The 21,194-nt window shown below is 53.9% G+C and carries 25 protein-coding genes and 2 tRNA genes; 12 read left to right on the top strand and 15 right to left on the bottom strand.

The annotated features are described in order from the left end of the window. Positions 1 to 13: 13 nt before the first annotated feature. The 5 genes from ACZ44I_RS02090 to ACZ44I_RS02070 form a co-directional block, all read right to left on the bottom strand. Positions 14 to 85 (bottom strand) — tRNA-Ala (locus ACZ44I_RS02090). A gap of 12 nt (positions 86 to 97) precedes the next feature. After that, entirely contained in the window at positions 98 to 1,105 is a 1,008-nt protein-coding gene (locus tag ACZ44I_RS02085; RefSeq protein ID WP_292733884.1) for a transcription initiation factor IIB, read from the bottom strand. Then, a complete protein-coding gene (locus tag ACZ44I_RS02080) occupies positions 1,093 to 1,341 on the bottom strand; it encodes an H/ACA ribonucleoprotein complex subunit GAR1 (RefSeq protein WP_464549166.1) in 249 nt (82 codons plus the stop codon). Before ACZ44I_RS02080 ends, ACZ44I_RS02085 begins: the two co-directional genes overlap by 13 nt. Positions 1,342 to 1,441: 100 nt before the next feature. After that, entirely contained in the window at positions 1,442 to 2,095 is a 654-nt protein-coding gene (locus tag ACZ44I_RS02075) for a histidinol phosphate phosphatase domain-containing protein (protein WP_460374087.1), read from the bottom strand. Then, positions 2,092 to 2,367 carry a signal recognition particle subunit SRP19/SEC65 family protein gene (locus ACZ44I_RS02070; protein ID WP_300329202.1) on the bottom strand — a complete coding sequence of 92 codons (276 nt, stop codon included), beginning with the start codon at positions 2,365 to 2,367 and terminating at the stop codon, positions 2,092 to 2,094. The genes ACZ44I_RS02075 and ACZ44I_RS02070 overlap by 4 nt, the downstream gene beginning before the upstream one ends. Positions 2,368 to 2,417: 50 nt before the next feature. Here ACZ44I_RS02070 and hypB point away from each other — a divergent pair, with 50 nt between their 5' ends. The 4 genes from hypB to ACZ44I_RS02050 all read left to right on the top strand — a co-directional run bounded on the left by hypB (position 2,418) and on the right by ACZ44I_RS02050 (position 4,598). After that, on the top strand, positions 2,418 to 3,068 hold the full coding sequence (hypB, locus tag ACZ44I_RS02065) for a hydrogenase nickel incorporation protein HypB (RefSeq protein WP_300329205.1): 651 nt from the start codon (positions 2,418 to 2,420) through the stop codon (positions 3,066 to 3,068). A gap of 105 nt (positions 3,069 to 3,173) precedes the next feature. After that, a complete protein-coding gene (locus ACZ44I_RS02060) occupies positions 3,174 to 3,551 on the top strand; it encodes a 30S ribosomal protein S8e (protein ID WP_300329208.1) in 378 nt (125 codons plus the stop codon). A gap of 148 nt (positions 3,552 to 3,699) precedes the next feature. Beyond that, on the top strand, positions 3,700 to 4,122 hold the full coding sequence (locus ACZ44I_RS02055) for a hypothetical protein (protein ID WP_464549168.1): 423 nt from the start codon (positions 3,700 to 3,702) through the stop codon (positions 4,120 to 4,122). Next, positions 4,119 to 4,598 (top strand): DUF2240 family protein, encoded by a 480-nt coding sequence (locus ACZ44I_RS02050; protein ID WP_464549170.1) that lies wholly within the window; start codon positions 4,119 to 4,121, stop codon positions 4,596 to 4,598. The genes ACZ44I_RS02055 and ACZ44I_RS02050 overlap by 4 nt, the downstream gene beginning before the upstream one ends. A gap of 9 nt (positions 4,599 to 4,607) precedes the next feature. Here ACZ44I_RS02050 and ACZ44I_RS02045 read toward each other — a convergent pair whose 3' ends face one another. Together ACZ44I_RS02045 and infB are read right to left on the bottom strand one after the other, a co-directional pair. Beyond that, on the bottom strand, positions 4,608 to 5,009 hold the full coding sequence (locus ACZ44I_RS02045; RefSeq protein ID WP_464549172.1) for a 30S ribosomal protein S6e: 402 nt from the start codon (positions 5,007 to 5,009) through the stop codon (positions 4,608 to 4,610). Positions 5,010 to 5,078: 69 nt separating this feature from the next. After that, positions 5,079 to 6,854: a translation initiation factor IF-2 gene (gene infB / locus ACZ44I_RS02040; protein WP_464549174.1), complete on the bottom strand. Its 1,776-nt coding sequence runs from the start codon at positions 6,852 to 6,854 to the stop codon at positions 5,079 to 5,081. A gap of 183 nt (positions 6,855 to 7,037) precedes the next feature. Between infB and ACZ44I_RS02035 the strand changes: the two genes are divergently transcribed. From ACZ44I_RS02035 to ACZ44I_RS02025, 3 genes are all read left to right on the top strand, one after another. Continuing rightward, positions 7,038 to 7,110 (top strand) — tRNA-His (locus ACZ44I_RS02035). Between the two features lie 179 nt (positions 7,111 to 7,289). Continuing rightward, positions 7,290 to 9,257 (top strand): anaerobic carbon-monoxide dehydrogenase catalytic subunit, encoded by a 1,968-nt coding sequence (gene cooS / locus ACZ44I_RS02030; RefSeq protein ID WP_464549176.1) that lies wholly within the window; start codon positions 7,290 to 7,292, stop codon positions 9,255 to 9,257. A 1-nt stretch (position 9,258) separates the two neighbouring features. Beyond that, a complete protein-coding gene (locus ACZ44I_RS02025; protein ID WP_464549178.1) occupies positions 9,259 to 10,080 on the top strand; it encodes an ATP-binding protein in 822 nt (273 codons plus the stop codon). 4 nt (positions 10,081 to 10,084) lie between these two features. Here the strand turns inward: ACZ44I_RS02025 and ACZ44I_RS02020 are convergent, their stop codons facing one another. Further along, a complete protein-coding gene (locus ACZ44I_RS02020) occupies positions 10,085 to 10,555 on the bottom strand; it encodes a peptidylprolyl isomerase (protein WP_464549180.1) in 471 nt (156 codons plus the stop codon). Positions 10,556 to 10,699: 144 nt separating this feature from the next. Between ACZ44I_RS02020 and ACZ44I_RS02015 the strand changes: the two genes are divergently transcribed. Further along, positions 10,700 to 12,454 (top strand): serine hydrolase domain-containing protein, encoded by a 1,755-nt coding sequence (locus ACZ44I_RS02015; protein ID WP_464549182.1) that lies wholly within the window; start codon positions 10,700 to 10,702, stop codon positions 12,452 to 12,454. On the opposite strand, the gene ACZ44I_RS02010 is transcribed toward ACZ44I_RS02015, so the two are convergent. The 6 genes from ACZ44I_RS02010 to ACZ44I_RS01985 all read right to left on the bottom strand — a co-directional run bounded on the left by ACZ44I_RS02010 (position 12,451) and on the right by ACZ44I_RS01985 (position 16,216). Further along, positions 12,451 to 12,714: a hypothetical protein gene (locus ACZ44I_RS02010; protein ID WP_464549184.1), complete on the bottom strand. Its 264-nt coding sequence runs from the start codon at positions 12,712 to 12,714 to the stop codon at positions 12,451 to 12,453. The two genes, ACZ44I_RS02015 and ACZ44I_RS02010, sit on opposite strands and share 4 nt — an antisense overlap. Continuing rightward, entirely contained in the window at positions 12,715 to 13,155 is a 441-nt protein-coding gene (locus tag ACZ44I_RS02005; RefSeq protein WP_464549186.1) for a hypothetical protein, read from the bottom strand. A 2-nt stretch (positions 13,156 to 13,157) separates the two neighbouring features. Further along, positions 13,158 to 15,158 (bottom strand): ferrous iron transport protein B, encoded by a 2,001-nt coding sequence (gene feoB, locus ACZ44I_RS02000; RefSeq protein ID WP_464549188.1) that lies wholly within the window; start codon positions 15,156 to 15,158, stop codon positions 13,158 to 13,160. Next, complete coding sequence (locus tag ACZ44I_RS01995; RefSeq protein ID WP_464549190.1) at positions 15,155 to 15,394, bottom strand: FeoA family protein; 240 nt, start codon at positions 15,392 to 15,394, stop codon at positions 15,155 to 15,157. Before ACZ44I_RS01995 ends, feoB begins: the two co-directional genes overlap by 4 nt. Before the next feature lie 2 nt (positions 15,395 to 15,396). Next, entirely contained in the window at positions 15,397 to 15,651 is a 255-nt protein-coding gene (locus ACZ44I_RS01990; RefSeq protein ID WP_464549192.1) for a FeoA family protein, read from the bottom strand. Between the two features lie 118 nt (positions 15,652 to 15,769). Continuing rightward, a complete protein-coding gene (locus ACZ44I_RS01985; protein WP_464549194.1) occupies positions 15,770 to 16,216 on the bottom strand; it encodes a PPC domain-containing DNA-binding protein in 447 nt (148 codons plus the stop codon). An 87-nt stretch (positions 16,217 to 16,303) separates the two neighbouring features. Between ACZ44I_RS01985 and ACZ44I_RS01980 the strand changes: the two genes are divergently transcribed. The 3 genes from ACZ44I_RS01980 to ACZ44I_RS01970 all read left to right on the top strand — a co-directional run bounded on the left by ACZ44I_RS01980 (position 16,304) and on the right by ACZ44I_RS01970 (position 19,063). After that, positions 16,304 to 17,869 carry a beta-ribofuranosylaminobenzene 5'-phosphate synthase gene (locus tag ACZ44I_RS01980; RefSeq protein ID WP_464549196.1) on the top strand — a complete coding sequence of 522 codons (1,566 nt, stop codon included), beginning with the start codon at positions 16,304 to 16,306 and terminating at the stop codon, positions 17,867 to 17,869. Positions 17,870 to 17,874: 5 nt separating this feature from the next. Continuing rightward, complete coding sequence (locus tag ACZ44I_RS01975; protein WP_464551665.1) at positions 17,875 to 18,579, top strand: glycerophosphodiester phosphodiesterase; 705 nt, start codon at positions 17,875 to 17,877, stop codon at positions 18,577 to 18,579. 64 nt (positions 18,580 to 18,643) lie between these two features. Next, entirely contained in the window at positions 18,644 to 19,063 is a 420-nt protein-coding gene (locus tag ACZ44I_RS01970; protein ID WP_464549198.1) for a rhodanese-like domain-containing protein, read from the top strand. Positions 19,064 to 19,072: 9 nt separating this feature from the next. Here ACZ44I_RS01970 and ACZ44I_RS01965 read toward each other — a convergent pair whose 3' ends face one another. Then, on the bottom strand, positions 19,073 to 19,939 hold the full coding sequence (locus ACZ44I_RS01965) for a tetratricopeptide repeat protein (RefSeq protein WP_464549200.1): 867 nt from the start codon (positions 19,937 to 19,939) through the stop codon (positions 19,073 to 19,075). Between the two features lie 215 nt (positions 19,940 to 20,154). Here ACZ44I_RS01965 and ACZ44I_RS01960 point away from each other — a divergent pair, with 215 nt between their 5' ends. Continuing rightward, positions 20,155 to 21,174, top strand: a complete 1,020-nt coding sequence (locus ACZ44I_RS01960; RefSeq protein WP_464549202.1) for a hypothetical protein — start codon at positions 20,155 to 20,157, stop codon at positions 21,172 to 21,174. Positions 21,175 to 21,194 lie beyond the last annotated feature (20 nt).

Raw genomic sequence — 21,194 nt, 5'->3', positions numbered from 1 at the left:
GAGAGAAAACGAATGGACCCGGCGGGATTTGAACCCGCGGCCTCTACGTTGCGAACATAGCGATCTACCCCTGATCTACGAGCCCCTGGCAAAAAGATTAGAGAATTATCTCTATATCTAACTTCTCTGCCAGTTCCTTATATCTGTTCCGAATCGTGACCTCGGTGACGCCCGCAACCTCGGCAACCTCACGCTGGGTCCGCCGCTCGCCCGAGAGGATCGAGCTGATATAGATGGCGGCAGCCGCAACACCGGTCGGCCCCCGTCCGCTCGTCAGTTCACGCTCTCCTGCCTGCCTGAGGATCTCAACGGCACGGCTCTGCACCTCACCCTTCAGGGTCAGGCCCGAGCAGAATCTCGGCACATAGTCGATCGGGGAGGTGGGGAGGAGCTTGAGGCCGAGTTCACGGGAGATGAACCGGTATGTCCTGCCGATCTCTTTCCTCGATACACGGGATACCTCGGCAATCTCGTCAAGGGTACGCGGCACACTGCACTGGCGGCAGGCTGCATAGAGGGCTGCTGCTGCAACACCTTCTATTGAACGGCCACGGATCAGGTTCTTGTCAACAGCATCACGGTAGACGACCGCTGCGGTTTCACGGACGTTTCGTGGAAGACCGAGGGCAGATGCCATCCTGTCAAGTTCGGAGAGGGCGAATGCGAGGTTCCGCTCGGTTGCATTCGAGACACGGATACGCCGCTGCCACTTCCTGAGACGGTACAGCTGTGCACGGTTCTTCGAGGAGATGGCACGGCCATAGCTGTCACGGTTCCTCCAGTCGATCATCGTCGAGAGACCCTTGTCGTGGATGGTAAAGGTCATCGGTGCACCGACACGGGAACGCTTCATCCGCTGGTCGTGGTCAAATGCACGCCATTCGGGACCGCGGTCAATGAAGTCGTCATCAAGCACAAGCCCGCATCCCTGGCAGACGAGTTCGGCCCGCTCATAATCGTGGATGAGCTGCCTGCCTCCACACTCGGGGCAGACAGTCTGGATATGCTCCTCGTGCTTCTGCTTCTCGACAACCACCTCTTTCTGGCGTAATTTCTGTGCTTCTCTCTCGGATTTTAGCTGTTTTAACTTCTCTATCTCCTGCATTTGTTCACCTTCTCCTTCACAAAGAGCTTCTCCCCTTCCAAGACACGGCAATCGTTCCTGCATACGATCGTCGCATAGGGAGCAGCAATATTTCCAAATAAATCAACGATCCGCCCTACCGGTTTCATACGGCTGTCCACCACATCACAGAAGAGCGGAGGCAGCTGGCCCGCATCACACGTGGCAACCAGAAGACGATCACTACAATTACGGTGTATCCGACCTGCAAATTTCAAGTTTCAGCCTCAAATGGAAGATCCGAATACAATTCGGAAACTTTATATAATTATATATTGGTTGTTTGCCATATATAAAAGTATCGACAACCTATAAAAGTCAGAAGCGGTGGAATATACTTCTCTCGGGGCTGAGCACCCGGAGAGCCTCCTCTTCGGTAAGACCCGCACCACGGGCGACAAGCCACCTGCTTTCCTTATTGAGGAGATCACGCGGCTCATGGGCATCAGACTGTACGATCAGTTCGCAGCCGAGCTCGCGTCCAACCATAACGACATGGCCATTTGTCCTGTTATGCCCGTTCCTTGACGTGATCTCAAGATATACCCCGTGATCTGCTGCAATCTGTGCATCTTCACGAGAGATCAGGCCGGGATGTGCAAGAATATCAACATCCGGGCAGGAGACCGCTGCGTGATTTGTTCCCGGAGCCACCGGCTCGACGACCGTCTCACCATGCACAAGAACGACATCTGCCCCCATCTCCTTTGCCTCACGCGCAATTCCCGTGATCTCTTCCGGAGGCACATGGGTGATCTCAACACCACAGAGGAGATTGACATCAAAGAGCGACGCAGACTTCTTCAGGCGGTTGACAGCACCGATCACCTCCAGAAGGTTGGTCGCATCGACGTGATCCGAGATGGCAACAGTTGAATAGCCAAGAACCGCCATCCTCCGGACCATCTCGATGGGAAGCATATCGCCGTCAGAGAGGGTGCTGTGGCAATGGAAATCGTACATGCCGATCATGATTTCTCCACCATTTTTTGTGCAACCTTTTTGATCAGCGATTCCTTGCTCCCTTTCCACTCAAGGACAACACGGCCTTCTCTCCTGAACCAGTGTGCAGGGTGGGAATTTGGCTCAATCACAACATTGGTGGCACCAGTTCTCCGGGCTGCACGCTCAATATCCTGGATTTTTGGAGACTTCAGTGCATGCTCACGATCAACTCTTCTCCCTTCGGCACGTGTCAGGGAGTGGTTGAAGTAACAGGGGTACAGGATCCGGCGCGTTCCCATACCTACTAGATTCGCGATGAACCTATAAACAGATCACGCCAAGTACCTCTATGCATCATATCGACATCCATATGGAGAAAGATATTTTTGATGGGAATACCCGTCTTGCCGGGGCAAATGCACGCCACCTCAAAGACCACGGCATCAGGGCCTTTGATCTCCTCGGAGCCATTGGCTCCGGAAAGACCGCGCTCATTGAGAAGCTGGTGCCGCTTCTGCGTGCGCGTGGACTCTCGCCGGGAGCCATTGCAGGCGATGTCTATGGCGATGACGATTTTCAGCGGATTGTGAAGACCGGCATCCCGGCATATAATGCAAATACCGGAAAAGAATGCCATCTTGACGCGCATCTTGTCGAACATGGCCTTCAACATCTCCCCCTTGACGATATCGACATCCTCTTCATCGAGAATGTGGGGAACATGGTCTGCCCGACAGACTTCCAGCTCGGTGCAGAGAAGAGGATCATCGTCATCAGCTCAACAGAAGGCGATGATGTCGTCAACAAGCATCCGATGATGTTTCGGGGTGGCGACATAGCAGTCATCAACAAAGTCGATCTTGCGCCGCTTGTGGGATCCAACCTTGATAGGATGGAAGCGGACATCCGAAAATACAACCCGGAAATGCCAATATTCCGGACAAACCTGAAGACCGGCGATGGTACGGAGGCACTCCTCGATGCCATCCTTGCTGAATAGCCGGTCACAGAAGAACCCAAACTTAAATATCTCGTAAAGTGATATATAGAGAACTCCACTTGGGAAAACCCATACGCGAGATACTATCAGATACGAGGAGAATCAATGCTCTGGCAAGGAAGATCAGTTCGAAAACCATCTGGCGGACGTTACCATTCCGCACAAGGTAAGAAGCGTTTTGAGATCGGAAGATCTCCGGCAGACACCGTCGTCGGAACCACCCGCATCCGCATCATCCGCACCCGTGGCGGCAACAGCAAGGTACGGGCACTCCGTGCAGAATTCGCTTCTGTCTCAGACAGAAAGACAGGAATTACAAAGAAGGTCGCCATTGAGAAGGTTGAGTCAAATACCGCAAACCCGAACTATGTCCGGAGAAATCTTCTCACGAAAGGCGCGATCATAAAGACAGAGATCGGGCGCGCCCAGATCATCTCCCGCCCAAGCCAGGACGGCACCGTCAACGCCGTTTTGATCGAATAAACCAATAAAACCCTTTTTTCATTTTTTCAAGAGAGCGACAGCCAGACAGAGTAACTTCCCCAGAGTGAACAGATCAGGTATCCGGTGAAGGCGCATCGGATATCGAGGCAGAGAGTTTAAGCTATGTATCATCCCATATACGAGTATTATGCGTCGTATCTCCTACCAGTTTCCAAACCGTTGTGATCTCGCCTTCGATCACGATGTTCCGTTCTCCCGTGCAGTCTCGTCAATATGTAGTATGGACGGAAAACAGACAAATTTCAGGACGGATCTTGGCCTCTTCAAACGTGAGATCAAAGTTGAGATCGCCTCAGAGAAGACAGGGTTTGAACCTGTCAGAACAGACAACGAGTTTCTGAGAGGAATCAGTGAGCGTGCAGACTTCACATTCAGGGTCAGAGACACCCTCTTAAAAGGTGACGGGCGGTATCCCGCGGCAGACTATACGTTCCTCCTCAGAATTGATGACAAAGGAGGCAGGATTGAATGCTTCATCGTCCATGAGGGGAGATCAGGCGAGATCGACTCACTGGATCTGAAGAACCTGCTGAAAGGTGCACTCAGTTGAGCCTCAAAACAGTCGTGGCAGCAGCCTTCAGGCATCTGAGAAAAGAGCGGCTTCAAAAGATTGAGTTCATCTATTACATCTCAATTGACCGCAAATGGATGAATAAGGATCAGGCTGCGCTCCTTCTTGAACGGGCACGCGACGAGGGCCTGATCACCCTCGTGGAGGGTGCATGGGTTCCGGCATTCGATCCCGCCGAAGTGGAGATCCCGCTTGGGTTCAAGCCCTCAGCAGAGGTGCTTGAAAAACATGATCCGGTTGAACGGCTCGTTGCTGAGATTGCACAGAAGGCAGGAGCCGATACGAAATCTATCTACGCCGAGATGAACAGGATCATTTCAGATTCGTTCCATGGCAACCTGATGCCGGAAGCCGCAGTCGTGATCCTTGCCCGGAGATACAACGTACCTTTTGGGAAGTACAGAGCCGAACTCACCGATCAGCTCATCGAAAAATCACCGGAAAAAACAGAATAGAGAGGAGGCTTACTCTTCAGCCTTCTCTTCTTTTGGTTTAAAGATGTCAGCAAGAGGAGTAGTTCCGTATTCGACGACCTTCACATTGACCTGGACAAAGTCCTGTGTGATCTCTGATCCGCGGACGGTCTTTCGTCTCCGCTGACCCTTCTTAGTTGGATTAAAACCAACACCGCCTCCAATGAGGAGATGGCGGCGGGAGGATCCTGGAAGCCCCTTGCGTGCGGGAATTCCGGTTTTGTCACTGCCTCCGGTGATCTCAACGCGATACCCGGCAAGACCGATTGTGCTACCGTCTATCTGGGACGAAATTGCCTTTCCGATAAAGGCACCAGCAGCACCTCCACCAGCTACAGTATTGTAGGAGCGGCCGGTCTGTGGATCTGATACAACAATTTTTAAATCAACCATGTATTGAAACAACTCCTCGTTCTATTTCGAAACCGAAGTACCCATATTGTTTGAGTGTCCGGGTTTATACTACTTACCCCAGAACGGATTCTCCTTCCTCCTGATCATTACATACTCAGAGAGGGCTTCCTGGGAACTGATATTAATATGAGAGAGCATCTCGGTCTCAAGCACCTTCACATGCCGTTCAGGGATCTGGACATAGAGTGTATCCCCGACATTGATCTGCCTGCCAACCGTCGGGCCATCTATAGAGACGGCAATCTCCATTCCTTCTGTCGCCTCGGTGACGGTTTCACCTTTATCCTGCATCATCTTTATCGACCCGACAGTGCGGCCGTCAGGTGCCATAAGGTCAACCTTCGGCCTGAGAAGTCCGGCGAGAATCCGTACCCCGACAACAGCAGGCCCGCTCTGCCTGAAGACACAGTTGGGGAGGAGCTGGAACTTTGCAGGCATGACCACGGCCTCAAACTGCCGGGCCTTCTGGCGCCTGATCTGCTCATCGCGCCATTCAATATAGTCATCAATAACCCGGTAGATGATATCCCCGGAGAAGACGACGATATCTGAATACCGGCTATCCTTCAGCATCTCGGAGACATCAGGAAGGATATCGGTATTGAAGCAGAGGATCACCTTATGGAGAGGATCGCGCATCGTCTCAAGCTCGATGATATCATGCCTGCTGACAGGACCCACATCGGCACGCATGATCCCGATCTCCTTTGCCTCCAGTTCCTTTGAGAGTGCTTCAAGCGCCCCGATCGTATCGGCTTTGATACTGATCCCAATGCCCGATAGGGAGATGTTTGCATCCTGCATCTCTGCATCGATTGCATCGATCACCTCCTGGCGGTTCCCTTTCACTACCCTGAGGGGCGATCCCGAGATCACATCATCAAGATTTGGGGCAGAGAGCTTGATTCCGGCTGCCGCGGTCACGGACTTCACCCGTTCGAACCGATCCTCGATTAAGATCTCCTTCATCGGCCTTGGCTTGAGGAGTGAGCGGATCTTTGTGACGATACACCCGTTTGATCCGGCAACAGCAATCTCATCACCGACTGAGAGGGTACCATCATAGAGGATCAGGTCAAGGGTCATCCCAAGACCCCGCTCTTCCTTCACTTCAAGCACAGTTCCCTGTCCGGGACCATCAGCTGTGATCCTGAGTGACTCGGTGAGGTACCGCTGGGCAAGACCGATCATCACCATCAGGAGATCCGGCACACCCTCGCCTGTGATCCCCGAAGACGGAACAATGGCAATATTGCGTGCAAAATCCCTGACACGATCGTAGCGTTCCGAATTGAACCCAAGATCCGAGAGCGTCCCGACAAGCTCATACAGGCGGGTTTCGAGAATGCCCTGCACCCGTTCATTCTGTTTGGCAAATGTCTTCTGGAAGGGTTCATTCTCGTGGACACGCCATCCCGGTATCCGGTCCACCTTCGTTGCCGCAATGACAAACGGAGTCTTGCAGTTTTTCAGGATCTGGAGTGCTTCCTGGGTCTGCTGCTTGAACCCCTCGTTGATATCAATAACAAGGATGGCAATCTCCGCAAGTGCCCCGCCCCGCGCCCGAAGGGTGGTGAAGGCGCGGTGGCCGGGAGTATCAATGAAGAGGAGACCGGGGATATTGATCTCGGTTGCAGCCGAAACCCCGCTCATCTCGCGTATTGATTCAATCGGTATCAGCGTTGCCCCGATATGCTGGGTGATGGCTCCGGCTTCCGAATCCACAACCTGGGAGCCCCGGATCTTATCCAGAAGCGATGTCTTGCCGTGGTCGACATGGCCGAGTACACAGACGATCGGCGTTCTGATATTCTTCTTTGCCATTTCTCCATCTCCCTCCGAAAAGCCGTTATATACCGGATAACCCGGAAAAGTGATAGTCTATAACGCATTCGGAGTATTAATATTCTTTTGAGAACCCTTCTTTATAAATCCGGTATGAGAGACCAGCAGGGGGCAATCCGTTAGGTTAAATAATGTTTACCATCAATTATAATGAGCATTTATGCTAGGGTAGGGTAGCTGGACATCCTATAGGACTGTGGATCCTTTGACCCGGGTTCGAGTCCCGGCCCTGGCCTGAATCACCTTTTTATACAATTCATCTGTTTTAGGATCTCCTCTTTCTGTATCATACATACAAGGTACAGATCTTTCACACGTCGCCCTCGCCTCATACCGTTATCTATAAGAGCCCATGCGCTCTTTCATCGCTATGAGATGAAGAAGGTGCATCTCATCATTTTGGAGTGGATGAATATGTCTGATGGAACAAAAAAGCCAAAGCCGCAGCTTGTAGGTGAAAGGATTGAAACCTGCGAACTTGATAGGGCGAAGATGTCGCTCATGAACCCAAAAGTGATTCACGAGAAGGTGGAGGAGCGGACGATCGATGAGCTGGCCAAGAAGACGATTGAGCACTGCCTGAAAGAAGGTATCGAGACCGTCTGGGACAGGAGCGAGATGCAGGAGCCACACTGTAAATGGTGTGCAACCGGCCTCTCCTGTAGCCGGTGCACGATGGGGCCATGCCGGATCATCCCTGAGCGGAACCGCGTCCGGGGCGTCTGCGGGGCAGATGCCGATCTGATTGTTGCCCGGAACCTGCTCGACATGTGTGCAACCGGGGCTGCATCCCATTCCGATCACGGGAGGGAGATTGTAGAGACACTATTGCTGGTAGGGAAAGGGGAAAGCAGCGGCTATTCTATTAAAGACACTGAAAAGCTGTTTGCCATTGCAGAAGAGTATAATATCCCGACTGACCGTGCGGCAATCGAGGTGGCACACGATCTTGCTCTTGCTTTCCTTGAGGAGTTCGGGACGATCAAGGGCGAGATCGAACTCTGCCGGAGAGCCCCGGATGCAACGTATGCCATCTGGGAGCAGGCTGGCATCCTACCGCGTGGTATTGACCGGGAGATTGTTGAGGCGATGCACCGCGTCCATATGGGGGTCGGGGCACACTACCCCACGATGCTCCTCCATGGACTCAGGGCATCACTTGGAGACGGATGGGGTGGATCGATGATGGGCACAGAGGTATCCGACATCCTCTTTGGCACCCCGACACCGGTTGAGTCGATGATGAATCTCGGCGTCCTCAAAGAGGATCAGGTGAATATCACACTCCACGGACATAATCCGATGTTATCGGAGGTGATCGTTGAGGCTGCAGAGAGCGAGGCAATGCTGGCACTGGCAAAGAAGAACGGAGCAGACGGCATCAACCTCATCGGCCTCTGCTGTACCGGCAACGAACTGTTGATGCGGCGCGGTATCCCGATGGCAGGCAACCACTTCAACCAGGAGCTTGTGATCGCAACAGGTGCGCTCGATGCGATGATCGTCGATTACCAGTGCATCTTCCCGTCACTTCCGCGAACAGCAAGCTGCTTCCATACCAAGATCATCTCAACAAGCCCAAAAGCAAAGATACCCGGATCCTATTATGTCGAGTTCTCACCTGAGAATGCCACCGGAGCGGCTGAAACAATTGTCAGAACAGCAGTTGAGAACTTCAAAAACAGGGAGCCGGAGAAGATCTTCATACCCGGAAAACCTGTTGCAGTAACAGCAGGCTTCTCTGTGGAGGCGATCACAGCGGCACTCGGGGGAACCCTTCAGCCGCTTGTTGACGCGATTGCAAGCGGAAAGATCCGGGGCGCTGTTGGGATCGTCGGATGCAATAACCCAAAGATCAAGCATGATTATGGCCATGTAACCCTGGCAAAGGAGTTGATCAAGCATGATATCCTCTGTGTCGAGACCGGATGTGCGGCTGTTGCATCAGGAAAAGCAGGCCTTCTCACACCCGATGCCTGTTTCCTTGCAGGGGACGGGCTGAAAGGGATCTGCAAAGCCGTTGGTATCCCGCCGGTGCTCCACATGGGATCCTGCGTGGACTGCTCACGAATCCTTGTCCTTCTGGCAGCTCTTGCAAATACCCTCGGTGTCGGCATCCACCAGCTCCCGGTCGCAGGTGCTGCACCCGAATGGTATTCGCCAAAAGCAGTCGCGATCGGATCCTACTTCGTGGCATCCGGCGTCTACACCGTGCTCGGACCGATGCCCAATATCAGCGGAAGCCCCGCGGTTGTCGATCTCCTCACAAACGGGCTGGAGGGCATCATACATGCGAAGTTTGCGGTCGAGCCCGATCCATTGAAGGCAGCAGAACTGATCATCACGCATATCGAAGAGAAGAGGAAGGCGCTTGGCATCTGAGATGAAACAGACGGCTCAGCTGGGAAGACGGAAAATTCAGGGGCCGTTATCCGGTCTCCGGGTGATTGTCACCGGAAAAGGGGGTGTCGGGAAGACCACCTTTACCGCCCTCCTTGCAGGTGAACTGAGACGAAGAGGCTTCTCAGTGCTTGCGATCGATTCCGATCCACAGGAAGATCTCGCATATTCACTCGGATTCTCTTCCGCTGAGATTGTACCGGTAACAAAGAACAGGGCATATCTTGAGGAGAAGGTCGGATCCAAAGGGATCATCAATCTCAACCCCGATCTCTCGGATATTGTCACACGCTGTGGCATTAGAAGAGCAGACGGGATCGGCCTCCTCGTCATGGGAACTGTGGACTCTGCCGGTGGGGGCTGCCTCTGCCCTGAAAATACCATCATCAGGAGTATCGCGAGGCAGGTTCGCGTAAAGGATGGTGAGGCGATCCTGATGGACACCCCGGCCGGACTTGAGCATTTCGGCCGTGGACTTGGCAGAGGCTTCTCGCACCTGATCGCAGTATCCGAGCCGACCGCACAGGCACTCAGAACTGCATGCAGGACCGCCGAACTCGCAGGCGAACTTGGCATTCAAAACCGGTTCCTTGTCATCAATAAAATTCGGAATGAAGAAGATTTCCGGAGATCTCGTGAGATTCTCGGCGATACAGACCTTTTTGTAGAGGTTTTCAGGCTTCCGTATGATGAAAGGCTCCCCGGACAGAAAGAACTGACAGAACTCACAGCCGGAGAGGATAGTCCGCTCACAGAAGCAATCGCAGGGATCGCCACCCTGCTGATGAAAAAAGAGAGGGAATGATTATTCAGACAAGCGTTGCCGAGATGATCTTCACTTCCGTCTTTGGACGGTCATTGGCATCGGTCTTCGTCTTGCCGATGGCATTGACAACATCGATCCCGTCCACAACCTGCCCAAAGACAGGGTGTTTTGCGTCGAGGTAGGTGTTGTCAACCAGGTTGATGAAGAACTGACTGCCGCCGGTGTTCGGTCCGGCGTTTGCCATGGCAATCGTCCCGCGGAGATTCTTCCTCTTTGGTGAGAACTCATCTTTGATGGTGTATCCGGGCCCGCCGGTACCTGTGCCTTTCGGATCGCCGCCCTGGATCATAAATCCGGGAATCACCCGATGAAAGACGATCCCATCATAAAAACCCTTCTTCACAAGGCTCGCAAAGTTCCCGGCTGTCACCGGCATATCATCAAAGAGCTCGATGGTGATATCGCCCATCGTCGTCTTCAGGAGAACCTTCTGTCCACTCTGTACATCAGTCATGTATACAGAATATGCGATTGTTATCGATAATGCTTCTCAAGAGTACCCATACCCTTTTTTATGGCTCAGGACAAGTGGAGCGTGTATGGTGCGATCGATCCGGATAGTCGCCGCCTTTCATGAAGAAGCGGTCGGGAAGATGCAATGATCCGGACCCTCCTCCTCTCACTCATTCTCCTCGCCGGGGTATGCGGGATCGCAGCAGCACTTGAGGAAGAGAGCCTTGAGGAGTTCTTCAACCACCACATAGCCAGGGATCTGGAGGAGCCCGGTATCTTTGGTGCGGTTATTGCAGTCGTTGTGGACGGTGAGATCATTGCCCTCCTCGGATACGGATTCGCAGATGAAGAGGGAACATACCCGCTCGATCCTGAGGACACGCTCCTTCCGATCGGTTCAGTCACAAAACTCTTCACCTGGGAGGCGGCACTCCGGCTGGCAGAACAGGGGATGCTCGATCTCGATTCGGATCTCAATAGTTACCTGCCAGAACCAGTGATCCCCGACACTTATGCCGAACTAATAACGCTCAACCACCTGATGACCCATACATCCGGTCTGGATGAAGTGGCAGTCGGCATCTTCACACAGAATCCTCTGGAGATACTCCCCGCATTGGAAACCTATACAAAAACGCAGCCGGTGCGGGTTCGTGAGCCGGGCAGGATCGCCTCATACTCGAATATCGGCGCTCTCCTCGCCGGAGCGGTGATCGAGGAGGTGAGCGGCACCCCCTATCAGAAATATATCGAGCAGGAGATCCTCACCCCATACGGGATGGAGGCAACAACAGTACGTGAACCCCTCCCGGATCATCTCGAAGCCAGATCCCCCGGTACCATCCTCACCGAAGGCATCCCAACCTACTCACGGTATCCCCCGGCAGGCGGCATGCATACGACTGCGCATGATATGGGGCTCTATATGATCCATGCACTGGAAGCAGGAGAAGATGCCCATCCCCGAGTCTTCTCCCATGACAAACGGCTTTCAGGGATCACCCGGGGAGGCTATTTTGAGCGCTCCCATGGAGAGAGACGGGTTCTCTGGCATGCCGGGGATGTTCCCGGAACGTCCACCCTTCTTGCCCTCGTCCCTGACGAGAACCTCGGGATCTTTATCTGCTATACAGGAGCAGGAGGATCAGAAGAACGCTTTCTGCTTCTGCATACCTTCCTCGATACATATCTCCGTGCAGAGGAAGAAGAGCCCTTTCCATACCGGGAGGAATCAACAAGGGCCAATGCAGGAACATACATCTCTTCACGTGCTCCTGTTGCCGGATTTGAAAGGATACTGCTCATCATCGGACGGGGGCAGCTGTCGATACAGGTTCATTCGGATGGTGACAGGATAAGGATCGGAGATTCTGTCTACCAGGAGGTGGAGCCGGGCTATTTTATCGGGGTGAATACCTATGAAAAGCTTGTCTTCGCAGAAACAGAAGGTGAAAACTGGATGTTCATGGACAGCATCCCTTCGATTGGCTGGAAGCGGGCAGGCTGGCCTGATGATCCGGAGCTCAACTACCTTCTCCTCCTCTTCTTTGCAGGAGTCTTCCTCTCCGGGGCCGTTATCGGGGGAAAAAGGGCATTTGAAACGACTAATCCACTTCAGAAGCAGGGATACATCCTGATCGCCCTTGTTTCAGGAACGGCGATCCTCTTCATGCTCCTCTTCTTTGGCACTATCAGGATAGTCGGCATACTCTTTGGTCTCCCGCCCGGATTTGGTGCGATACGCTGCATACCGGCTGTCACGGCATTGCTGACGGCATGTCTGATCCTCCATATCATCCGAAACAGGCAGAAGAGGGAGATTGATGGGGTGTTCATCGGAGCTGTGGCAGTCTTCTTCCTGCTCTGGCTCTATTCCTGGAACCTGTTGCTCCCGGTTTAGGAGCGGATCAGGCGCCGCCCCTTTTCAGTCAGGAGAAAACGCATGGGCAGTTCCTGAGAACTGCATTTGCACCCGCTGCAACAGGCACAGAGAGGGGATGGTTCTCCGGGGGTGCATGCGATATCCCCGGCGATATAGCCCATATGCTCCATCATCCTGAGCCGTTCACGGAGCTGATCAAGAGAGATGCCAAGATCGGCAGCAAGCAGGGGGACTGCAACCCCTCCTTCTGCAAGTTTCAAAAGAATATCCTTAAACATTTAATCCCTCAGGAGTCCGGCAGAGAACTCCCTGCCCCATGCAATGAACCCAAAAAGGGCAATGACTGCAAGGTAGAGCTGCGGTACAACCGCTTCCCGAATCATTTCAAAGGTGATCTCCTCGCCTTCAAAGAGGGCGATAGTGACAAACCCAGCACCAGTCGAGAGGAGCCAGATCAACCCAAAGACGAGAGCAAGGGCGATCCCGACATGCAGGTATGCAACACCCTCATGGATGCCTTTTGAGAGCTCACGGTATCCGAAGATAAGGGTGAGTCCGATCACAACTGAAACAAAGCCCGTCGCCGGATCGCCTGAGATCCCAAGAGGCTCAAAGATTTCTATCTCCGGAGATATCAGGGCTATGAATGCAGCCACACCCGCAATAAGATACAGGAGTCCAAGGAACCCTGCAAACAACTGTTTCCTGTATTCCGACATCGTTATGCACCTCCGAGGAAGTATCCGGCGAGATGGAAGGTGACAAACGCCAGTATCCATGCCACCAACAGTCCATATACAACCGAGAACCCGGCCCAGCGCCAGGATCCGGTCTCTTTTTTAATAACTGCGAGTGTTGCCAGACAGGGCATATACAGGAGGACAAAGACCATCACCGCAAGGGCTCCTGCCATCGAGAGGGCGGGATCTGCAAGCAGTGCATCCGAGAGGGCGGCTGATCCCTCGTCTGCCCCATAGAGGACACCGAGCGAACTGACGACTATTTCCTTGGCAATGAAGCCGAAGAGGAGTGCAACGGCGATCTTCCAGTCAAGGCCAAGCGGTGCAACGAGCGGTTCAAGTACATGCCCGATCATCCCGGCGAAACTCTCCTCGCTTCCATACCCGACACCGGCGGGGTATGAAGCGAGGAACCAGACAATTAATGAACCGATAAGAATGATTCCACCAGCCTTCTTCAGGTAGGTCGATCCCTTCTCCCACATATTCAGCATCGCGTTCTTCACAGTCGGAATCCGGTACGGGGGCATCTCCATGATGAATGGTGACGACTCACCCGGAAGGACTGTGCTCCTGAAGAGTTTTGCCGAGAGGATCGCTACAAGGATACCAAGAGCATAGAGGCCGAAGATCACATTTCCTGCATCCCTTCCGAAGAAGACCCCTGCAAAGAGGATATACACAGGAAGACGGGCACCACAGGAGATGAACGGGTTTACCAGGATGGTGATGAGCCGGTCACGTTCATCCTCGATCGTGCGGGTCGACATGATCGCAGGGACATTACATCCAAAACCCATCAGCATCGGGATGAATGACTTGCCGGGCAACCCTATCGCATACATCAGCCGATCCATGATGAAGGCGGCTCGGGCAAGATACCCGCTCCCTTCAAGGATCGAAAGGATCAGGAAGAGGATGAAGATATTGGGAACAAAGACGAGCACACCGCCGACCCCGCCGATCACCCCGTCTCCAAGGAGGGAGGCAAGCCATTCATTTCCAATTGAACCTGCAACCACTTCACCGAGCCAGCCGAAGACATATTCTATTCCCTCCATAAAGGGCTCGGCTACTGCGAAAGTGAGCTGGAATGCCCCCCACATCAGGGCGAGGAAGATCGGAATGCCGAGGTACTTGTTGGTGACGACACGATCGATCATATCCGATCCGGTCATCTTCCTGACAGAGATTGTGCATGCCTGCGGGAGGATCGCACCTATTGCCTCGTACCGCTTATCAGCGAGAAGTGCTTCATATTCATCAAGATCAATCTGCTCTATTTTCTCATTTACCGCATCTGCAACACTGCTTCCGTTGATTAACCGCAGAACATCCGCATCTCCTTCGATTGCCCGGACAGCAAGCCAGCGGAGCGGATATCCGCCTGCAAGAGCCGGATCATCGTCAAGAATCCTGACGATATCCGAGATATGGGCTTCAGCATCATCTCCATACCCTATGGTATGGGTATGCTTCCCGCCTTGTGCGGCAATTTTGATGATTGAATCAAGGAGCTCGTCAAGCCCCCTTCCGCTTGTTCCAACCGTCCGGACAACCGACATTGCAAGGAGTTCCGAGAGGCGTTTCTCATCGATGGTATCGCCCCGCCCCTCCGCCACATCAACCATATTCAGGGCGATGATGACCGGGCGGCCGAGTTCGGCAAGCTGCATCGTCAGGTAGAGGTTCCGTTCAAGGTTTGAAGCATCCAATACCTGGACAACGACATCCGGGCGATCCTGAGTGATGAAATTCCGGGCGATCACCTCATCTGCCGAGTATGCGGTGAGGCTGTAGGTGCCAGGGAGATCGGTCACTTCAATTGAAGTGCCTGCATGCTCGCATCTCCCTGTCTTCTTCTCGACGGTTACACCGGGCCAGTTCCCGACATGCTGGCGTGAGCCGGTTAAGGTATTGAAGACGGTCGTCTTCCCGACATTCGGGTTTCCGGTTAAGGCAACCGAGATCGTCTTCTTCATCGGGCTGCCACCTCCGGTGCAATCAGGACTTTCATCGCCATCCCGCGGGAGAGGGCATACCGGCAGCCGCAGACAGAGACGATGATCGATCCACGGTCACGGGTAACAACCGTTACATTCGCCCCAGGGACAAGACCGAGTGCATAGAGGCGAAGGCGTTGCACCTCGCCTGCATGGACGCCCGTAATCTTCCCGGCAGTTCCGGGAGAGAGAAGAGAGAGGGGGCAGGATGCCATTCTCACTCCGCCTCCATCACAACTTCGATACATGCGGCATCCCCTTTCCGGATGGAGAGGTTGTAGCCTTTGACCCGGAACTCAACCGGATCGCCGAGAGGGGCAACCCGGATCGACTCGATGATGGCACCCGGAATGATGCCCATCTCTAACAGCCGCTTTCTGAGATGCCCCTTCGCTTTGACACTCACAATCCGTGCCTTATCTCCGGATATGACCGTGTCAAGGGTAACTGGTGAGTGATCTGGTGAACTCATTACCAGTTTGTTCTGTTGTTTGGTAGGGATAACCCCGAGTCGAAGAAGATTCGAAAAGAGAGGAGAATACAGAAAAGTATTCGGTTTTTATAGGAAAACCGAAGATCCTGATTACAAACTACAGGCGGTTTGCCAGCACCGGAAGCGCCGCCCCGATCCGGGGGTCATGGAGGCGCTTTCCCTCAATTCCAAGAGCCTCCCAGATGACCGCCTCAACCACAAGATAGACACGGCAGTCGGTTCTGAGACACCCGCAGACTGCATCACGGCCCCGTCCGGCAGCTGCGTGGAGATGGAGGGAGGGGCCTTCCTCACCCGGATAGATGGTGGCGGTGCCGAGGCACTCCCAGCCACCTTCAATCTGCTCCCTATGCGGCACCGGGGGGATCACCGCCTCCTCAGGGCCGGTTACCAGCCCTGCAGAATTGAGCGCTCCAAGAAAGGAGATAACGCCGTGGCTGATCTGCTGCTCCTGTACAAATGAACGGACCGATTCGATCAGATCCTCGCCATCATCAAAACGGAGGAAGAAGACCCGGCCAACTGTGCCTTCCGAATACTGCATACAGAGTAGTGTGCATCTGATCGTGGTTATGGTTTGGGATTTTTGGATCAATAGAGGTAAGAACCTCAGGATCAGTACCTCATCATAATGAATACCGGTCATGAGATCCACCCGCTTGGCGCAACCGAGATCGCTCTTCGTATCGGTGAGATCGAGGTTTATACCGGGGATTTGTCTCCCTTCCAGAAAGTACTCCTTGGAACGGACGGGTCAGTCACCCATCTCCTCTCGCTTGCAACCGAGTCGAATGTGGGGGTGAAGACCCGGCTTCAGGAGGTCCTCCCCGCAGATCATGAGGTTGCAGAACTGCTTGATATCTCTCCGGATGACCCGGTGAACCACCGGATAGTCGATCTCGGTATTGGTGAGGAAGGGCGGCCGCTCATCTATGCCATCTCATACACCCCGATCAACCGGCTTGCTCCTGAGATGAGAGCTGATATGATGAAGGCCGATATTCCGATCGGAATCATCCTCAAAAAACATAAAATAGAATCCCGCCGCGAGATCCTGACGATCGATTCATATCCGGCAGACGAGCATCTCGCCGCAGTCTTCGGCATTCTTCCGGGTGAGCCGCTCTTTGCCCGGCGGTATCGGATCATCCACAAAGACGAGCCCCTCATGGTGATCACCGAGATCTTTTCGTCAGGTACATTCTCAGATACAAAGCGGGTCATCGTGGATACCCCATCCCGCCTTCATATCGGCTTGATTGACTTAAACGGGAGCATCGGCCGCGTTGACGGGGGAGTCGGGATCACCCTTGACCGGCCGCATCTCCTCATCGAGGCGCGTGCTGCCGGCCGGATTTCGGTGCATGGAGGGGATGAGGAGAGCAGGCGGCGTGCGGCAGAGGCAGCAGCTGCTGTGATCGAACACTTCGGGCTCACCGGCGGTGCCACAATCATCCTCCATACCCTCCTCCCCCGCCACTCGGGGCTTGGGAGCGGAACACAGATTGCACTTGCAGCAGGAAAGGCGGTGGCAGAGCTCTTCGGAAGAGAGGCAACAGCACTGGATCTTGCCCGGATAACCGGCCGTGGAGGGACATCCGGCATTGGAACGGCCGCTTTTGATGACGGGGGAATCATCATCGACGGGGGCCACAGGTTCGGACCGGATCAGGAGAAGACTGTTTTTAAGCCTTCATCTGCCTCACGCGGGGTGAAACCGGCGCCGGTCATATTCCGGCATCCATTCCCCGAAGACTGGGGAATCCTGCTTGTCACGCCGGAGACAGAGCCCGGCGCCTCGGAGGATGCCGAGGTGGATATCTTCTCTGAATACTGCCCGGTGCCGCTTGCCGAAGTGCAGGAGATCTGCCATCTCGTGATGATGCAGATGCTCCCCTCTGTTGTCGAGGGGGATATCAGGCGGTTTGGGGCGGCGGTGAACCGGATGCAGGAGATCGGTTTCAAACGGGTGGAAGCATCACTCCAGCCGGAGAACCTCCGGAACCTCCCCGCCCTGCTCTGTGAGGCAGGGGCATACGGGGCGGGCCTCTCCTCATTTGGACCGACAGTCTATGCGATCATCGACAGGGGCGATACACAGGTTGCGGAGGCCGCCCGGCGTGCACTTGAAGGGATTGGCGGCACTGTTGAGGAGGTCTCCGCGAGGAACAGGGGAGCGATTGTGAGGATGGGGTGAGACAGATGTTCATCATCGGCCATCGGGGTGCCCGTGCCACCCGTCCTGAGAATACCATCGCTGCCCTCAGGGAGGGGAGCAGGTGGGCAGACTATGTCGAGGTGGATGTACGGATCAGCCGGGATGGTATTTTGGTTGTAATCCACGATCCAACCCTTGACCGGACAACAGACGGATCCGGTTTTGTCCGGGATTATACCCTCGCTGAGCTGAAGGCACTGGATGCCGGGGAGGACGAGCCGATCCCGACACTCGCAGAGGTGCTCGCCCTTGATCTTGGTGAATGCGGGCTTGTGATCGAGCTGAAGGAGGGGGGATACGAAGATCAGGTTGCTGCGATGATTCGGGAAGCGGGGCTTTCGAAGGTGCTGGTCGCCTCATTTGATGCAGACTGCCTCCGCCGGATCGCTCCCCTGCTCCCTGATGCCGAAATCGGGTACATCTTCCGGTCTCCCGGTGCTGATTTGGTCCGGGTGGCGGCATCGATCCCGGCATCATATATCCTTCTGCGGTTTATTGATGTGACAGAGGAGCTGGTCGGGGCAGCAGGGAACGCTAATCTCAGAACCTTTCTATGGACCCTCAATTCTGAAAAGGAGTTCGAAGAAGCCTCCAAAATCGGAGTTGACGGGATAGTAACAGATGATCCGCATTCAGCACGGACATTCTTCGGCTCATTGAGGAATGTAAGAGATGCAGAACAGGCTTGATTGGATTCCAAGTACCAACACCCCGGCAGCAAAAACAGATATTCGGGTGAGACAATAGAGAGCTATGCGAAAAGCGGTTTTTTCGGCAGGAGTCATTCTTCTCATGCTACTTGCAGTATCCGGATGTACTGCTCCGGGGGAATCCGTAGAGAATGATCCGGTTCCAACACTGCAGACGATTACTGCAAGTGAGGCGATCCTCCTGATTGGATCAGATCCCACACTTACAATCATCGATGTCAGAAGAGCTGATGAGTATGCTGCCGGGCATATCCCCGGCGCAGTGAATATCGATATCTCCTCATCATTTGCTGATGAGGCGGGGAGGCTCGATCGGGATGGATCGTATCTCATCTACTGTGCAGCAGGCGTACGGGGAGAATCTGCTCTCAAAATAATGGGAGATCTTGGTTTCACCAAGGTCTATAATCTTGGAGGAGGGATCTCCGCCTGGCAGAGGGCCGGGGGAGCCATCGTCAGGTGAAGAGGAAGATCATGTTCTTCTGAGCAGATCTGAGAGGAGAGCCAGATACCGTAAGGCAGTCAACCCGACATTTACCGGATCAAGCCTTGCCGCCTCTTTCATTGAGGTTTCTGCCTCCTGTATCTGCCCAAGAGTGTGAAGGGCAATACTTCGATAGAACCACGTATTTGCATTTTCAGGATTATATTTGAGGGCATTTTCAAAGGATTCAAGCGCTTCGACATACTTGTGAGAGTCCATCAGAGCCCGTCCATGAAAATGCCAGGCATACCCGCTATCTGGATCGAGTGAGAGAGTTTGCTCAAAAAGAGGGAGGGCTTCTTCTGGCCGCCCCAGCTCCACCAGCGCCGCACCCATGGCATTCTGGAAATTCAGATCGCCTGGCCATCTCTTCCGACCCTCCTCTGCCGCCCTGAGTGCCTCATCGAACCGCCTTGCTTGTTTCAGGGAATCACACCAGAGAAGGAATTCTCTCTTTGAATTCCGTGGATCCTGATCGGTTTTTGGTGCAGAAACTGAAGAGATAACTGGTTTCTTCAGCCGTTCCCGTGCATTACGAAGGGCAGGATTATCCGGATCGATCTCCTCTGCCTTCGCAAGTGAGGCAGCCGCCTCCTCATCCCTGCCCATCTCATGCAGGAGCAGACCACGGTTGATCCAGGCAGCGGCATCAAGCGGGTGTATCGCAATTGAGCGATCAAACGACTCGATCGCCTCCTGATCACGTTCGAGGCAGACGAGGGCGGCCGCACGCTTCATCCAGAATCCGGCATGATCCGGCCTCTTCTTCAGGATTTCATCATAGGTACGAAGAGCCTCTTGATATTTTCCGGTATTCAGGGCAATCTCTGCCCGTTCGATCTTTCTCTGAAGCACTTTCGGGTTGATATGTATACGCCTCCGCAGATCTCAGTTTTTACTGCCGCCTGATAATACTGATGATACCATATGTTCAATTCCCTCGGCCATTTAACCAGACGCACTGGCAGATGGTGGGCAGAAGAAACTATTTGGAATCTGCCGTCATTGGAATCGTTGATACAAGACCAGAATGAGAATGAAAATAAAAGAGAACGATAGAGGAGATTACCATGAAACAGAAAAGCTGGAAAGAACGATCGGTTCTCGCCCTGATCCTGCTGATTGCGATCCTGGGAATACCTGCAATAGCCGCCGCCTCAGTGTCGGGATCACTCCATACAACAGCAAAAGGCGATAGCGTCTTCATCGAAGGGCATGCGTACGGAAGCCCCAGTGCGGGTGTTGCAGTCTGGATATTCGGGCACAACTACTACCTCCGGGATACGCAGCAGGTCGAAACTGATGGAAGCTTCTCATACGAGCTCACCGGCACGCGGACAAATCAGATGGCATCGGGGCAGTATTTCGTCGTCGTCCAGCACCCGATGGCAAATAACCGGTTCGATGTGATCGAGGATACAACCACGACTGCCGGTACAACCTATGTGCGGATGAGAGGGAGTGTGGCAACATTGGGTGCGGATGTCTTCATATCAGAAGGGGCCGGCCGCCTCCAGGGATCCAATGCAGCAGAAGCCCTCATTCGCCTTCTGGACAACCAGAATATCGACGATACCTACATGAGATGGACGTTTCTCATTGAAGATCCCCGGATCGAAATCGACCCGATTGATACCATATATACCGCAGAGAGGTTTATGATCACGGGAAGAACGAACCTGGCTGTTGGAAATGATCTCCTCGTCGAGGTCGTATCATCAGCATTTGGACACACCAGCAAGACAAAACCGGAGCCCTTCTCAGGAGCCTCCGGGATAGCAAAGGTGGTTCCGGGCGACGCCTTCTCACAGAGGTTCTTCTTTGAGGTCGACCCGGCTGCGTTCCTCCCTGATGAGTACACGATCAAGGTTACGTCGCTGAAGACAGATCAGGCGGCCACCACAACCATCACTGTGCTCGAGGGGAAGCCGCCGGCAGAAGAACCGGCTGTAGTACCCCCGGCACCAATACCAGCCATAGACGAGCCGGAGATCCCGACACCTGCACCTGAGCCTGAAAAGAGCCCGCTCATCTATGCAACCATAGCTGCTCTTCTGGCAGTTGTACTGTTTACAGTGAGGAGGAGGTGAGGGAGGGGAAGCAGGAGTAG

It is taken from the genome of Methanocalculus pumilus, assembly GCF_055382585.1.
This window is presented reverse-complemented; position numbering and strand designations above follow the sequence as displayed.

Coding starts and splice junctions, on each gene's coding strand:
- ACZ44I_RS01995 (WP_464549190.1), bottom strand. CDS start 15,394: ATGGCATCCTGCCCCCTCTCTCTTCTCTCTCCCGGAACTGCCGGGAAG.
- ACZ44I_RS01960 (WP_464549202.1), top strand. CDS start 20,155: ATGAAACAGAAAAGCTGGAAAGAACGATCGGTTCTCGCCCTGATCCTG.
- ACZ44I_RS02015 (WP_464549182.1), top strand. CDS start 10,700: ATGATCCGGACCCTCCTCCTCTCACTCATTCTCCTCGCCGGGGTATGC.
- ACZ44I_RS01990 (WP_464549192.1), bottom strand. CDS start 15,651: ATGAGTTCACCAGATCACTCACCAGTTACCCTTGACACGGTCATATCC.
- ACZ44I_RS02010 (WP_464549184.1), bottom strand. CDS start 12,714: ATGTTTAAGGATATTCTTTTGAAACTTGCAGAAGGAGGGGTTGCAGTC.
- hypB (WP_300329205.1), top strand. CDS start 2,418: ATGCATCATATCGACATCCATATGGAGAAAGATATTTTTGATGGGAAT.
- ACZ44I_RS02060 (WP_300329208.1), top strand. CDS start 3,174: ATGCTCTGGCAAGGAAGATCAGTTCGAAAACCATCTGGCGGACGTTAC.
- feoB (WP_464549188.1), bottom strand. CDS start 15,158: ATGAAGAAGACGATCTCGGTTGCCTTAACCGGAAACCCGAATGTCGGG.
- ACZ44I_RS02025 (WP_464549178.1), top strand. CDS start 9,259: ATGAAACAGACGGCTCAGCTGGGAAGACGGAAAATTCAGGGGCCGTTA.
- ACZ44I_RS02045 (WP_464549172.1), bottom strand. CDS start 5,009: ATGGTTGATTTAAAAATTGTTGTATCAGATCCACAGACCGGCCGCTCC.
- cooS (WP_464549176.1), top strand. CDS start 7,290: ATGTCTGATGGAACAAAAAAGCCAAAGCCGCAGCTTGTAGGTGAAAGG.
- ACZ44I_RS02075 (WP_460374087.1), bottom strand. CDS start 2,095: ATGATCGGCATGTACGATTTCCATTGCCACAGCACCCTCTCTGACGGC.
- ACZ44I_RS02070 (WP_300329202.1), bottom strand. CDS start 2,367: ATGGGAACGCGCCGGATCCTGTACCCCTGTTACTTCAACCACTCCCTG.
- ACZ44I_RS01970 (WP_464549198.1), top strand. CDS start 18,644: ATGCGAAAAGCGGTTTTTTCGGCAGGAGTCATTCTTCTCATGCTACTT.
- ACZ44I_RS01985 (WP_464549194.1), bottom strand. CDS start 16,216: ATGCAGTATTCGGAAGGCACAGTTGGCCGGGTCTTCTTCCTCCGTTTT.
- ACZ44I_RS02020 (WP_464549180.1), bottom strand. CDS start 10,555: ATGACTGATGTACAGAGTGGACAGAAGGTTCTCCTGAAGACGACGATG.
- ACZ44I_RS02005 (WP_464549186.1), bottom strand. CDS start 13,155: ATGTCGGAATACAGGAAACAGTTGTTTGCAGGGTTCCTTGGACTCCTG.
- ACZ44I_RS02055 (WP_464549168.1), top strand. CDS start 3,700: ATGCGTCGTATCTCCTACCAGTTTCCAAACCGTTGTGATCTCGCCTTC.
- ACZ44I_RS01975 (WP_464551665.1), top strand. CDS start 17,875: ATGTTCATCATCGGCCATCGGGGTGCCCGTGCCACCCGTCCTGAGAAT.
- ACZ44I_RS02085 (WP_292733884.1), bottom strand. CDS start 1,105: ATGCAGGAGATAGAGAAGTTAAAACAGCTAAAATCCGAGAGAGAAGCA.
- infB (WP_464549174.1), bottom strand. CDS start 6,854: ATGGCAAAGAAGAATATCAGAACGCCGATCGTCTGTGTACTCGGCCAT.
- ACZ44I_RS01980 (WP_464549196.1), top strand. CDS start 16,304: ATGAATACCGGTCATGAGATCCACCCGCTTGGCGCAACCGAGATCGCT.